This is a genomic window from Myxococcus sp. AB025B (assembly GCF_006518215.1).
Lineage (GTDB): Bacteria > Myxococcota > Myxococcia > Myxococcales > Myxococcaceae > Myxococcus > Myxococcus fulvus.
Genome location: NZ_SRLW01000282.1, coordinates 1 through 12,695 on the forward strand (window position 1 = coordinate 1; position 12,695 = coordinate 12,695).

General features: G+C 69.9%; 12 protein-coding genes. 11 read left to right on the top strand and 1 reads right to left on the bottom strand.

The genetic code is table 11. From position 1 onward, the window contains the following. From FL311_RS33760 to FL311_RS33800, 9 genes are all read left to right on the top strand, one after another. Nucleotides 1-1,015: ABC transporter ATP-binding protein (locus tag FL311_RS33760; RefSeq protein ID WP_141331791.1), on the top strand; the 1,015-nt coding region annotated here is incomplete at its 5' end. Nucleotides 1,016-1,567: 552 nt separating this feature from the next. After that, nucleotides 1,568-2,737 (top strand): PHP domain-containing protein, encoded by a 1,170-nt coding sequence (locus FL311_RS33765; protein WP_141331793.1) that lies wholly within the window; start codon nucleotides 1,568-1,570, stop codon nucleotides 2,735-2,737. A 21-nt stretch (nucleotides 2,738-2,758) separates the two neighbouring features. Next, nucleotides 2,759-4,042 (top strand): 3-deoxy-D-manno-octulosonic acid transferase, encoded by a 1,284-nt coding sequence (locus tag FL311_RS33770; protein ID WP_141331795.1) that lies wholly within the window; start codon nucleotides 2,759-2,761, stop codon nucleotides 4,040-4,042. Beyond that, entirely contained in the window at nucleotides 4,039-5,046 is a 1,008-nt protein-coding gene (locus tag FL311_RS33775; RefSeq protein WP_141331797.1) for a glycosyltransferase family 4 protein, read from the top strand. Before FL311_RS33770 ends, FL311_RS33775 begins: the two co-directional genes overlap by 4 nt. A gap of 4 nt (nucleotides 5,047-5,050) precedes the next feature. After that, the gene (locus FL311_RS33780; RefSeq protein ID WP_141331799.1) at nucleotides 5,051-6,085 is read left to right on the top strand and encodes a glycosyltransferase; all 1,035 of its coding nucleotides are present in this window, start codon (nucleotides 5,051-5,053) and stop codon (nucleotides 6,083-6,085) included. 46 nt (nucleotides 6,086-6,131) lie between these two features. Beyond that, the gene (gene lpxK, locus FL311_RS33785; protein WP_228557265.1) at nucleotides 6,132-7,235 is read left to right on the top strand and encodes a tetraacyldisaccharide 4'-kinase; all 1,104 of its coding nucleotides are present in this window, start codon (nucleotides 6,132-6,134) and stop codon (nucleotides 7,233-7,235) included. Between the two features lie 31 nt (nucleotides 7,236-7,266). Beyond that, nucleotides 7,267-8,280: a bifunctional heptose 7-phosphate kinase/heptose 1-phosphate adenyltransferase gene (locus FL311_RS33790; RefSeq protein WP_141331804.1), complete on the top strand. Its 1,014-nt coding sequence runs from the start codon at nucleotides 7,267-7,269 to the stop codon at nucleotides 8,278-8,280. After that, nucleotides 8,277-8,765: an adenylyltransferase/cytidyltransferase family protein gene (locus FL311_RS33795; RefSeq protein ID WP_141331806.1), complete on the top strand. Its 489-nt coding sequence runs from the start codon at nucleotides 8,277-8,279 to the stop codon at nucleotides 8,763-8,765. Before FL311_RS33790 ends, FL311_RS33795 begins: the two co-directional genes overlap by 4 nt. Before the next feature lie 3 nt (nucleotides 8,766-8,768). Beyond that, on the top strand, nucleotides 8,769-8,951 hold the full coding sequence (locus FL311_RS33800; protein WP_141331808.1) for a Trm112 family protein: 183 nt from the start codon (nucleotides 8,769-8,771) through the stop codon (nucleotides 8,949-8,951). On the opposite strand, the gene FL311_RS33805 is transcribed toward FL311_RS33800, so the two are convergent. After that, a complete protein-coding gene (locus FL311_RS33805; protein ID WP_141331810.1) occupies nucleotides 8,941-10,035 on the bottom strand; it encodes a glycosyltransferase family 9 protein in 1,095 nt (364 codons plus the stop codon). The two genes, FL311_RS33800 and FL311_RS33805, sit on opposite strands and share 11 nt — an antisense overlap. 83 nt (nucleotides 10,036-10,118) lie before the next feature. Between FL311_RS33805 and FL311_RS33810 the strand changes: the two genes are divergently transcribed. Beyond that, the gene (locus FL311_RS33810; RefSeq protein WP_141331812.1) at nucleotides 10,119-10,997 is read left to right on the top strand and encodes a YicC/YloC family endoribonuclease; all 879 of its coding nucleotides are present in this window, start codon (nucleotides 10,119-10,121) and stop codon (nucleotides 10,995-10,997) included. Next, a complete protein-coding gene (gene gmk, locus FL311_RS33815) occupies nucleotides 10,994-11,617 on the top strand; it encodes a guanylate kinase (protein WP_141331814.1) in 624 nt (207 codons plus the stop codon). Before FL311_RS33810 ends, gmk begins: the two co-directional genes overlap by 4 nt. Nucleotides 11,618-12,695: the final 1,078 nt, after the last annotated feature.

Genomic DNA, 12,695 nt, shown 5'->3' on the forward strand with positions numbered 1-12,695 from the left:
AGGCGGGGTGCCCGGCATCATGGAGGTGCTGGCGGCGGCGGCGCTGGCGGGGGCGTTGGCCTTCGCGGCGAGCGCGAAGTTGATGGAGCCGGAGGCGCTGTTGTCGCTGCTGACGGCGGTCATCCTGGTGTACCAGCCGGTGAAGGACCTGGGCCGGGTGACGCAGTTCGCGATGCAGGCGGGCGCGGCGGGTGAGCGGCTCTTCGCGTTGCTGGACTTGAAGCACCCGGTGCAGGACGCGCCGGACGCGGTGTCGGCGCCGCCCCTGTCCCAGTCGGTGCGCTTCGAGGACGTGAGCTTCGCGTATGGCGAGCGGCGCGCGCTCGAGGGCGTGACGCTGGAGCTGAAGGCGGGGCAGGTGACGGCGCTGGTGGGAGGCAGTGGCGGAGGCAAGAGCACGGTGACGTCGCTGCTCCTGCGCTTCGAGCGGCCCCAGTCCGGGAGGCTGTTGTTGGACGGCGTGGACATGGACCGCTACACGGCGGCGAGCCTTCGCGAGCAGCTGGCGCTGGTGACGCAGGAACCGTTGTTGTTCCAGGGCACGGTGCTGGACAACCTTCGCTATGCGCGACCGGACGCCACGCGTGAGGAAGTGGAGGCGGCGGCGAAGGTGGCGAACGCGGACGGGTTCATCCGAGCGTTGCCCCAGGGCTACGACACGCGCATCGGCGAGCGCGGCGTGACGTTGAGCGGAGGGCAGCGGCAGCGGCTGTGCATCGCGAGGGCGGTGCTGGCGCGAGCGCGGGTGCTGGTCCTGGACGAGGCGACGAGCAGCCTGGATCCTGAGAGCGAGCGAGAGGTGCAGGCTGCGCTGGCGGCGGTGTTGCCGGGACGGACGGCGCTGGTCATCGCGCACCGGTTGTCGACGGTGGTGAACGCGGACGTGCTCCACGTGATGGAGGCGGGGCGCGCGGTCGAGAGCGGCTCGCACGCGGAGTTGCTCGCGAAGGGCGGACGCTACGCCGCGCTGTGGAAGATGCAGACGGAGGGCACCTTCGAGCGAGGCGCCGCGTGAAGCGCGGTCCCCTGGAGCCGAGGGCCTGTCATGAGACCCCTGTCCGTGAGCGACGGGCCGGTGTCGGGGGGCGCGAAGTCCCCGCGTGCAACTCACCCATGCCGCAAGACGCCTCGCGGGACCGGACTCGTCGACGGTCCAAGGTGGTTCGCGCGCCGTCGGGCCGGACTCTGGTACGCCTGGGCAAGTCCCCGTGTGGCGGCATTCAGGTCCAGGACCTGTCGCGGGACCAGATGGTCACTGCAGGAGCCGCGCACTCGTCACATCGATACGTCGGAGCGAGGGCGGGGCTGGCGCGCAGCGGTGTGGTCGGCCCGCGGATGGGGGCCGGCTGGAAGGCTCCTTCATGCGCGCCACACCCGTGCGGGGAAGCCAGGTCCCCGCGCCAGGAGCCGGGACTGAACGTGGTGGAGCGCCTGTTTCGGGGACGGCCGAGGTCCGGACAATGACGCTGGAGTCGTCACAGGCGTTGCCTCGGTGCGGCGCCAGGGGCGTTGTCCTCATCGTGACATCCATCGACGTCGTCACTGCGAGACGTGGAGAAGAGGGGCGATGAGCCGACTTCGTGTAGCGCTCGGCAAGGGGCTTCGCGCGCTGGTGGGCCTGTTGCTCCTCCTCCTGGGCCTCTGCGGATTCTTCGCGCTCCCGGCCTCGTACACGACATACCCGGTGGTGCCCCCGAAGGAGGGCGAGCCGAGGTGGATTCGGGGCGCCTTCCACGTGCACACCACACGCTCGGATGGACGCGGCAGTCCACTCGACGTGGTGCTCGCGGCGAAGGCCGCGGGCCTCGACTTCGTGTTGTTGACGGACCACAACGACTTCACGCCGCCCGGTCCGACCTGGGGCGATGGCGTGCTGCTGATTCCCGGCGTTGAAATCTCGACGTCCGCGGGGCACCTGGTCGCGTTCGGCATGGAGCGCCCGCTGGAGGGCATGACGCGGTGGATGCCCGCGGCGGATGCGGTGAGGGCAGTGGAGGCCGCGGGAGGCATGACGGTCCTCGCGCATCCGGTGCAGAAGAAGAACCCGTGGACGGACGAGCCGACCGCCCGTGAGGCGAAGGGGTTCGAGCTGTACTCGGCGGACACGTTCTTTCGTCAGGCCCTGCGCAATCCCATGAGCCGATTGCTGCCGGCCGTGGGCGCGTATCTCGCGAACCCGATACACGGGGTGATGCTGCTCGTCGCGCCCGAGCCCGAGCCCGGTGAGCGCTTCATGGAACTGTCCCGCGAGCAACCCAAGCGCTCGTTCTGCGCCCATGACGCGCATGGCCTGCCGTCGTACGAGTCCGTGTTCAGCTCGCTCGCGATGTACCTCCCGCCGGAGCAGCTCCCCGCGCCCCTGCCGAAGGATGCGAAGGTGGCCGCGGCGCTCGTGACGAGAGCGCTGCGAGGAGGCTCGGCCCTCTGTTCCTTCCGAGCGCTGGGGGAGCCCGAGGGCTTCGCCCTGGAGGGGGTGGACCCGGAGCTTCGCGAGGCCCGGGTGGGGGACGTCCTGAAGGTGCGCCTGCCGGGGTTGCCGGACGTGGACACGGTTCGGGTGCAGGTGTGGGGAGAAGGCCGACTGGGGGAGGACGGCACGTCGGTGGAGCTGACGGGGGAGGGGCTGGTGCGGGTGGAGGTCTGGGCGAAGGGGCCCGGACGCTTCTTCGGGTCCGAATGGCGACCTTGGATTGTTCCGAATCCCGTGCGTGTGCTGCCTCGGAGCCCTGGCATCTGATAGAGGGCCGGGGAGCCGTCCATGCGACTCCTCTACATCCTCGCCACGTACCTGCTCTTCCCGCTGCTCCTCCCGGTGCTGTGTGTGCACCGGAAGACGCGTCATGGCCTGTGGCAGCGACTGGGGTTCTATGCCCCGGGCGCGTTGCCCGTGAGGGGCGATGGGCCCGTGGTGTGGCTGCACGGAGCGAGCGCGGGAGACCTGCTCGCGCTCTCCCCGATGTTCGCGCCGCTGCGAGCGCGCTTCCCGGGTTGCCAGCTCATCCTGTCGACGATGACGGACAGCGGCCATGCGATGGCGACGGGGCGGCTGGCCAAGGACATCGATGGGGTCATCTACGTGCCCTATGACCTGTGGGGCGCGACGAGGCGGGCGATGAAGGCGCTCCGGCCGGACATCCTGGTCCTCGAGTACACGGAGCTCTGGCCCAACCTCATCCGCGCGGCGAAGCGCGGAGGGGCACGCGTGGTGATGACCAACGGCCGCTTCTCGCCTGCGAACGTGGGGCGCTACCGGGCGTTGTTCGGGCTCATCGGCAATCCGCTGAAGGACCTGGACCTGATGTTGATGCGCCACGAGGACGAAGCGGAGCGGGCGAGGAGTCTGGGCGCGCGTCCCGACTGGGTGATGGTGACGGGGAACACGAAGTTCGACTCCCTGGCCTCGGGGCCCGCGCCGGAGGACGCCATGTTGCGCGAGGTCCTGGGGCTCCCCGTGGGCTCATCCGTGTGGATTGCCGGAAGCACGCACGAGGGGGAGGAGGAGGTGCTGCTGGGCGTCTACCGACGGCTGCTCGCGAAGTGGCCGGAGCTGCGGCTGGTGATTGCGCCCAGGTACGTGGACCGCGCGGCGCGAGTGGTGACGCTCGCGCGAGACGCGGGGCTGAGCGTGGGGCTGCGCTCGCAGGGCAACCCCGAGAGGGGCCAGGTGGTGGTGCTGGACACCATCGGAGAGCTGTCGCGGGCCTACCGACTGGGGACGGTGGTCTTCGTGGGAGGCTCGTTCACGAAGCGAGGTGGCCAGAACATCCTGGAGCCCGCGGGGCAGGGCAAGCCGGTGTTGTTCGGGCCGCACATGGACAACTTCTTGGACAGTGTGACGGTGTTGTTGGGGCACGGAGGCCTCCAGGTGGCGGACGCGGAGGAGCTGCACGCGAGGCTCGCGGAGCTGTTGGAGGACCCGAGGCGAATCGATGAGCTCGGGGCCCGGGCCCTGGAGACGGTGGGCCGGATCTCCGGCGCGAGCGAGCGCAACGCCGAGGCGATGCTGTCGCTCTTCCCGCACGGCAGGGCGGAGCCGCGATGACGCTCATCATCCACCCGCATTTCCACAACCGGTACACGGGCGTCACGCGTCACGTCGAGTCGGTGGTGCCAGCGCTGGTGAAGGACTCGGGCTCGGAGACGCGGGTCATCGGCTCGGGACTGAGCGAGGGCCTGCCGCGAATCACCTGGCCGGAGTTGCTGCGCAGGGCGCGCTCGGAGCCGGTGGTATGGCACGCGCATCGGAACAACGAGCTGCTCGCGGGGATGCTGTTGAAGCTGGTAGGCCGACAGGTGCGGTTGGTGTTCACGCGGCACACGTCGATGGCGCCCAGTGGTTTCACGCGCTTCATCGCGCGGGGCGCGGACGCGCTGGTGTCGTTGACGAAGCAGGTGGCGGACGTCATCGCGTTGCCGTCGACGGTCATCTCGCACGGCATCGACCTGACGCGCTTCCATCCGCCCGAGGACCGTCAGAAGGCCTGGGAGCGACTGGGGCAGGGTGGGCGCCTGGGAATCGGCGTCATCGGTCGCATCCGGAAGGAGAAGGGGCAGGGAGATTTCCTGGAGGCGGTGCGTCCGCTGCTACCCGAGCACCCCGAGTGGCAGGGCGTGCTGGTGGGCCTGGCGAAGGGCGCGGACCTGGACTGGGTGAACGGCCTGCGCGCCGGCATCGAGGACCGGGTGACGCTGGCTGGAGAGCAGTCGGTCATCGAGCCGTGGTACCAGGGGCTCACGGTGCTGGTGCACCCGTCCTATGCGGAGGGGTACTCGCTGGTGCACGTGGAGGCGATGGCGTCGGGTTGTTGCGTGGTGGCATCGAAGCTGCCGTACCTGGACACGCTCATCGAGCATGGCCGCACGGGCTTCTTCTTCGAGCCGGGAGACGTGAAGGCGCTGCGGGAGCTGCTCGACATGTTGATGCGGGAGCCGGAGCGAGCGCGGCAGGTGGGGCGCAACGCGGCCGAGGAGGCGCGTCGGCGGTGTGGCGTGGAGCACGAGGCGCACGCGCTGGAGGCGCTGTACCGCACGCTGGTGAGGCGCTGAGCGGATGCGCATCCTTCACCTGCTCGCGAGCCCGTTCTTCAGTGGACCCGCGGAGAACGTCGCGCTGCTGGCCCGAGCGCAGAGGGAGGCGGGGCACGAGGTGACGGTGGCGGTGGACCGTCGTCGCAAGGACGTGCCGGCGGAGGAGCCCGCGGTGCCGCGCTTCCAGGAACTCGGCCTGTTGGACGAAGGCGGCCTGGAGTTGTCCGTGAAGTCGCCGCCGTGGCGCATGTGGAGCGACTCGCGGCGTCTGCGCGCGCGGCAGGTGGACGTGGTGCATTCGCACTTCAGTCACGACCACTTCCTCGCGAGGTGGGGACGTCCCCGAGGCGCGGTGCTGGTGCGCTCGCTGCACGCGCCCCGTTCGCTGCGTTCCTCGTTGCCCGCGGCGGACGCGTACACGGTTCCGGCGAGCGCGCTGTTGCCGAGGCTGTTGGAGCGAGGGAAGCGGGCTCGGGTGCTCCCGGCGCTGGTGGACCCGAGGTTCCGGCCCGAAGCGGACCGCGAGTCGCTCCGGCGCGAGCTGGGGCTCATGGGCGGACCGCTGGTGGGAATGGTCTCCACGTTCCAGCCTTCGAGGCGCCATGCGGTTGGAGTGGAGGCCTTCGCGAAGTACCGCCAGCACCATCCTCACGCGCGCTTCATCCTCGTGGGTGACGGAGCGTTGCTGGAGGCGACGCGCAATCTGGCAACGGCGCTGGGCTTGACGGACGCGGTGGTCTTCGCGGGCTATCAGCAGGGCGAGGCCTTCGCGCGCTGGCTCAAGGCGCTGGATGAGGTCTGGCTGCTGGGCTTGGGGAATGACTGGAGCGCGAGGGCCGCGGCCCAGGCGCGAGCGTGTGGTGTCCGAGTGGTCGCGGTGGACGAAGGCGCATTGCCGGACCTGGCGGATGCGCGAGTGGCCGAGCCCACGCCCGAAGCCGTCGTGACGGCGGCGCTCTCGGGAGTACTCGCGCCGGTGGCCCATCCGACGAACGCGCGCATCGCCGCCGATGTGCTCGCCATGTACGCCGAGGCGGCCCACGGGGCTCCTCGATGAGGCCCCTGTCGAACGTCGAGCACCGGGTGATGGGAGCCCGTCGGTCTTGAGTCCTCCCGCCGCCGAGTCGCCCACCGCCATCGAGCGGGTCTTCTACCCGCCGTCACCGGAGGACTGGGGCCGCAGGGCGTTGCTGTCTCCGCTGACGGCGTTGTCGTGGAGCTACGCCGCGGCGGTGCAACTGCGAAGGGCCCTGTACGACAAGGGGCTGCTGCGAGCCGAGCGTGTCGAGGGACTACGGGTCCTCTCCGTGGGCAACCTGAACGTGGGAGGAACGGGCAAGACGCCCGCGGTGCTGTACCTGGCGGAGCAGCTCGTGCGAGCGGGGCGCAAGGTCGGCATCCTCACGAGAGGCTACGGCCGGCGTTCGCGCGAGCCGCTGACCTTCACGGGAGCACAGCCTCTGCCCTCGGTGGAGGACGCGGGTGACGAGCCACTGTTGCTCGCGACGCGATGTCCGAGCGTGAGGCTCTTCGTGAATCCCGACCGGGTCGCCAGTGCGTTGCGAGCACGGGACGAGTTCGGCCTGGACACGGTGTTGCTCGACGATGGCTTTCAACACCGTCGCCTCGCGCGGGACGAAGACCTGGTGGTGGTGGACGAGGCGGTGGGGCTGGGCAATGGCCACATGCTTCCGCGAGGTCCGCTGCGTGAGCCCGCTTCATCGATTCGACGCGCCACGCTGCTCTGGGTGCGCACGTCCGCGGCGGCCGTGGGTGAGCCCCCAGCGGTGAGCCTTCCGCGAGAAGCCGAGTCGATTCCCCGGGTGCGAGCGCGCTATGGGCCCTCGGCATGGGTGGACCCGGAGGGCATGTCGCATCCACCGGAGCGCCTGAGAGGGCAGGGCGTGTTGGCGCTGGCGGGGCTTGGCCGGCCGGGGGGCTTCCTGAAGACCCTGAGGACGCTGGGGGTGGAGGTCGTCGACGCGGCGCTGTTCCCGGACCATCACCGCTTCACTGCCGAGGAGCTGAAGGACGTGGTCCAGCGGGCGGCGCGTCGAGGCGGGGTGGTGGTGACGACGGAGAAGGACGCGGTGCGGCTGCCGCCCGGGTTCGCGGCGTGGAAGGTGCGGTTGGGGGTGGAGGTGCTGGAGGGAGAGGCCCACCTGTATCGGGCGCTCGGGCTGGCGGGCGCGTCAGGCGACTTGTGAGACGAGGGGGGCTGTGGGACAAACCGCCGCCATGGCCGCGGTCTCGCCCGTTCGCTCCTCGCCCTTGCCCTCTCGCCTGCCGCTCGCGTTCTCGCGTCGTCGCGTGCTGCTGGTCGGGGACCTCGTCGCAGACCACTACATCTACGGACAGACGGACCGGGTGAGCCGCGAGGCGCCCGTGCTCATCGTCCGCTACGAGTCCGCGGAGGTGAAGCTGGGCGGAGGCGCGAATGTCGCGGCCAACGTCCGCGCCTTGACGGGCCAGGTGACGGCCGTCGGTGTGCTCGGCGCGGACGAGATGGGCGGCGAGCTGCGCCACCTGTTCTCCGAGGCCGGCGTCCGGCTGCATGCGGTGGGCGGTCGAGACATCGCGACGGAGACGAAGACGCGCATCCTGGCCGGTGGCCTGAGCACCACGCGGCAGCAGATGCTGCGCCTGGACCGGGGACAGCGCTCGGAGCTGCCGCCCCGGGTGCGCAAGGCCCTGGCCCGTCACGTGGAGCAGGCCGCTCGGGACGCGGACGCGGTGGTCGTCTCGGACTACGGCGCGGGGGTGCTGAACGACGAGGTGCGAGGTGTGCTCCGCAAGCTCGCGGCGGATGGGCTGCCGGTGTGCGTGGACAGCCGCTATGCGCTCGCGTCGTTCTCGGGGCTGACGGTGTGCAAGCCCAACGAGCCCGAGCTGGAGGCGCTCGCGGGCCGGCCCGTGCGCTCGGAGGAGGACCTGCTCCTGGCTGGGAAGGAAGCGGTGCGCCGGCTGGGATGCCGCGCGTTGCTGGTGACGCGGGGCCGCCACGGCATGGCGCTCTTCGACGCGGACGGGGGCGTGGACCTCATCCCGGTGCACGGAGCGAAGGCCGCGGTGGATGTAACGGGCGCGGGCGACACGGTGATTGCGACGTTCTCGCTGGCCGTCGCGGCCGGTGCCTCGTTCGGCGAGGCGGCGAGGCTGGCGAACGTGGCTGGCTCCATGGTGGTGCAGAAGCCAGGGACCGCGACGGTGTCCCGGGATGAGCTGCTGGCGGAGCTGCGGAGCGCGCGATGAGCACCTTGGAGAAGATTCAGTCGCTCGAGCAGGTGGCGGAGGCGAGGGCCCGCTGGAAGCAGGAGGGCCGCACGGTGGCGCTCGCCAACGGGGTGTTCGACCTGCTGCACGTGGGCCACGTGCGCTACCTGGAGGGCGCGCGCGAGCTGGCGGACGTGCTGGTGGTGGCGGTGAACTCGGACGCCTCGACGCGCGCGTACAAGGGGCCTGGCAGGCCGCACATCCCGGAGAACGAGCGCGCGGAGCTGGTCGCCGCCCTCGCGTGCACGGACCGGGTCATCGTCTTCGACGAGCCGAACGTGCGCGGAATCATCCGGGTGTTGAGGCCGGACGTGCATGTGAAGGGCACGGACTACACGCCCGACAGCATCCCCGAGGGTGACGAGGTTCGCGCCTACGGGGGCCGCACCGCGGTGTCGGGCGACCCGAAGAACCACAGCACCACGGAGCTGGCGCGTCGGCTCGGGCGTGAGGACGCGAAGTAGCCCATGGATGCCCCGCTCCTGGCGGTGCTGGGCTGCCCCCGATGCAAGGGGGCGCTCGTCGTCCTGGGGACTGGCGCCACGGAGCGGCTCCACTGCGTGGCCTGCCATGCCTCGTGGCCCGTGAAGGACGGCGTGCCGCAGCTGCTTCCCGAGCTGATGACTCGCGAGGACGCGCCTAGGCGGTGAGCTCCGCGGCGAAGGACCGCGCCTCTTCGGCGGCGCGAGCCTCGAGCCCCTGTCCTCCCGCGCCATCGACGATGGACGTGAGGTCGACCATGCGGTGTGGGCCATAGGCGTGGCCCCAGCGCTCCATGTCCATCCGGAGGAAGAACGCCAACGTCGGCGCACCCACGGCGACGGACAGGTGCATGGGGCCGGTGTTGTTACACACCGTGAGGCCCGCGGCGCGCATCAGGGCCGCGAGCTCATCCAGGTTGGTGGGAGGCGCCAGTCGGGCCCCGGGCGCACCGGCGAGCACGGCCTTCGCGAGCTCTTCCTCGCCGGGCCCCCACGTCACGATGGGCGTGCGGCCCACCTCCAGCAGCGCCCGCGCCGCGGCGGCGAAGGCCTCCGGGGGGATGCGACGGGGCCCCAGTCGGCCGCCGGGATTGATGACCGCGCACGGCACGGAGGCGTCCTCTTCCAGGAACGTGCGGAAGGAGTCGCGGATGTACGGCTCCCGGAAGGACAGCTCCCGAGCCAGCTCGTTGCCAGCCACGGGAGAGAGCAAGTGGGTGCGCTGGACGGCCTCGCTGCGGGTGTCGGGCCGTGCTGGAACGGAGAGCGAGTGCAGGTACGTCACCGGCCAGACCTTGGGCCCGACGACCACGGCGCGAGGACCGGCGAGTCTCGACACCAGCGCGCTCGTCACGGACGGGGCCTCCCAGTTGGCGCAGTCGACCACGAGGTCGTAGTTCGCCTGACGCAGGGCACGGATGCCGGGGGCCAGGGGCCCGGCCCAGATGCGGCGACGGTCGAAGGCGATGACCTGGTCCGCGTCGGGGTGGTTGGCGAGGACCCGGGCCACCTTGGCGTGGACCAGGACATGGACCTCGGGCGCGGGGTGGACCTGGGCCTTGAGGGCGCGCAGCAGGGGAGTGGTGAGCAGGGCCTCGCCCACGCGGTTGTCGGGCCGCACGAGCAGCACCTTCCGGGGGACGGGGAGAGACTTTCCGGGGCGCAGCTTGCGGCCGGGGCGCCAGAACAGCAGGGACGCCACGAGCGCGAGTGCCAGCTTCGCCCATAACTCGAGCCGCTTGTGCCAGGACATCGCGGCGCGGACCCTACACAGAACTGAAAGGCGTGCAAGCACGCTGCTTGACCTGCGGGCGGAAAGCCCCTAGCAACCGCCCAATGCTGAAGAGCATGACCGGGTTTGGCGCGGGCCGCGCGCGCGTGGGAGACGAAGAGGTCTCCGTGGAGCTGCGCTCGCTCAATCACAAGTTCTGCGAGGTGAAGGCGCGCCTGCCGCGCGAGCTCGCCTCCCTGGAGCCGCTCGTCACGAAGCAGGTGAAGGACCGGCTGGCGCGTGGCTCGGTGGAGCTGCTGGTGAAGCGGCAGTCCTCCACGGCCTCGGGCACCGTGCCCACGGTGGACCTCAACCTGGCGCGCGAGTACCTGCGCACCTTCCGGGAGCTGGCCAAGGAGCTGGGCCTCTCCCAGGACGTCACCTGGTCCCAGGTGGCCAACCAGCAGGGCGTGGTCCGCCTGGAGGAGAAGGGCGTCGACCTGGAGTCCGCGACGCCCGCGGTGACGGCGGCGCTGGACCAGGCGCTCGGGGCCCTGGAGAAGATGCGGCTTGTCGAGGGCGAGGCCATCCACGCCGACCTCGATGCGCGCATGAAGCTGCTCGAGGGGTGGAGCCGGGAGGTGGCGCAGCTGGCGCCCCGCGCGGTGCAGGACTACCAGCAGCGGCTCACCGAGCGCGTCGCGGAGCTGGCGCGCGGCGTCGCGGTGGACCCGCAGCGGCTGGCCCAGGAGGTCGCGCTCTTCGCCGAGCGCACGGACATCGCCGAGGAGGTGACGCGCCTTGCGAGCCACCTCGAGCAGTTCCGCGCCCTCATGGCGAGCCAGGAGCCCACGGGCCGCCGCATGGACTTTCTCGTGCAGGAGATGCACCGCGAGGTGAACACGACGGGCTCCAAGAGCCAGCACGCGGACATCTCCGCGCGCGTGGTCTCGATGAAGGCCGAGGTCGAGCGCATCCGCGAACAGGTGCAGAACGTCGAATGAGCGAAACCACCATCCTTCCGCCCGGTCTGTTGCTCGTCCTCTCCGCCCCCTCTGGAGCGGGGAAGACCACCCTGGCCCACCGGCTCCTCCGGGAGACGCCCCAGGCGAACTTCTCCATCAGCGTCACGACGCGCCGGCCCCGAGGCAAGGAGCAGGAGGGCGTCGACTACCACTTCGTGGACGTGGCCACCTTCCAGGCGAAGATCGAACGCGGCGAGTTCGTGGAGTGGGCGGAGGTTCACGGCCACTTCTACGGGAGCCCCCAGTCGACGGTGGACATCGCCCGGGCCAACCGGGGCGTCGCCATCTTCGACATCGACGTGCAGGGGGGCCAGGCCATCAAGCGCAAGCACCCGGACGCGGTCCTCATCTTCGTGCTGCCTCCGTCCATGGAAGAGCTCGAGCGTCGTCTGAGGGACCGGCAGACGGACTCTGACGAGACCATCCGTCGGCGCATGCTGGCGGCGCGCTCCGAGATGGAGCGGGGAATCGCCGCGTACGACTATGTGGTCGTGAATGACGACTTCGACCGGGCCTACAGTGAGCTCAAGGCCGTGGTCGTCGCCGAGGGATGCCGCCGGGGGCGGGCGGACGTCTCCCGGTTGAAGCTCGGCGTCTGAGCCTGGGAGCGGTGTCCTCCAGGCGGCGCCGAAGTGACGAGAAGCAAACTTCTTGCGCTGGTCCCTGGCTTGGTGGATAAGCCGCCCACCTCACGGCGAGGCGCGCAAGGGCAGGTCGCCTTCGCGTCGCCGGGAGCCACGTCGGAAACGCCGTGGAATCAGCGCCTCGGGCGCTGTGGTTCTCTGATTCAGAATGGATAGGACCGTGCGCCTCGTGGCGGCCCAGAGTGGGCCCTCAGGGGGCAGGCAAGCGTCCGGAGCGGCTCGTGACAACGAGTTGACATCCTCCGGAGCGCTCCATACATGGTCGACCGGATGGTAGTGGTTCAGTGGGCGTGCGGGTGGTGGTGCAGGACGTCGTCTCATGGGAGACGGCACTGAACTGGGTCGGCGGGGGAGGGCAGCTTGTCGACGGTTTGACTTCAGTCGCGGCGGTGGTACAAGCCGCGCCCCTCGCAACGAAGCCGCGCACTGGTGCGGAGCACTTCACGCGAAGGCAGGACGACATCGGAAATACGGCGGTCAGCGCAGTGGGTTGACAGAAGATGCGGCGGTGGTAGAAGCCGCGCCCCGACGAAGAAGCCCGGAAGCAAGCGGGCGGGAGCGACGGGGCGGTCAGCGAAGCAGCGGTTGACACGGGATGCGGCGAAGAGGTAGAAGCCGCGCCCCTCACGAAGAGAAACAGCGGAAGCCACTGGGCGGCGCTGAAGACTTCGAGAGAGCCAAAGGGACGCAAGTCGAAGTTGACAGCTGACGCGGACCTGAATAAAAGATGCAGCCCGCCGAAAGCAGCGAGCGGCGGACAAGAAGAACGATAACAAGAAGTCGCGGTGGAGACAAGCGACTCGATCTTTGAAAACCAAATAGCAAGCCCAAGAAGAAGAGAAGGATTGCGGAAACCGCAGTCAATCTTTGAGAAGGCCCCAGTCAGGGAGCGCTGAGAAGCGCATGCCGGCAGGGCCTGTAGTGAATCAGCGAGTTGAGGTTCCTTAGCCGGGCCTCAGCTGACGCCGGTTCAACCTTCAAAATAAAAATTGGAGAGTTTGATCCTGGCTCAGAACGAACGCTGGCGGCGTGC

What these genes read in the sequence shown, in the direction of transcription:
- FL311_RS33765 (WP_141331793.1), top strand. Translation starts at nt 1,568, where the DNA reads ATGAGCCGACTTCGTGTAGCGCTCGGCAAGGGGCTTCGCGCGCTGGTG.
- FL311_RS33800 (WP_141331808.1), top strand. Translation starts at nt 8,769, where the DNA reads ATGGATGCCCCGCTCCTGGCGGTGCTGGGCTGCCCCCGATGCAAGGGG.
- FL311_RS33770 (WP_141331795.1), top strand. Translation starts at nt 2,759, where the DNA reads ATGCGACTCCTCTACATCCTCGCCACGTACCTGCTCTTCCCGCTGCTC.
- FL311_RS33805 (WP_141331810.1), bottom strand. Translation starts at nt 10,035, where the DNA reads ATGTCCTGGCACAAGCGGCTCGAGTTATGGGCGAAGCTGGCACTCGCG.
- FL311_RS33780 (WP_141331799.1), top strand. Translation starts at nt 5,051, where the DNA reads ATGCGCATCCTTCACCTGCTCGCGAGCCCGTTCTTCAGTGGACCCGCG.
- FL311_RS33810 (WP_141331812.1), top strand. Translation starts at nt 10,119, where the DNA reads ATGCTGAAGAGCATGACCGGGTTTGGCGCGGGCCGCGCGCGCGTGGGA.
- FL311_RS33790 (WP_141331804.1), top strand. Translation starts at nt 7,267, where the DNA reads ATGGCCGCGGTCTCGCCCGTTCGCTCCTCGCCCTTGCCCTCTCGCCTG.
- FL311_RS33775 (WP_141331797.1), top strand. Translation starts at nt 4,039, where the DNA reads ATGACGCTCATCATCCACCCGCATTTCCACAACCGGTACACGGGCGTC.
- gmk (WP_141331814.1), top strand. Translation starts at nt 10,994, where the DNA reads ATGAGCGAAACCACCATCCTTCCGCCCGGTCTGTTGCTCGTCCTCTCC.
- FL311_RS33795 (WP_141331806.1), top strand. Translation starts at nt 8,277, where the DNA reads ATGAGCACCTTGGAGAAGATTCAGTCGCTCGAGCAGGTGGCGGAGGCG.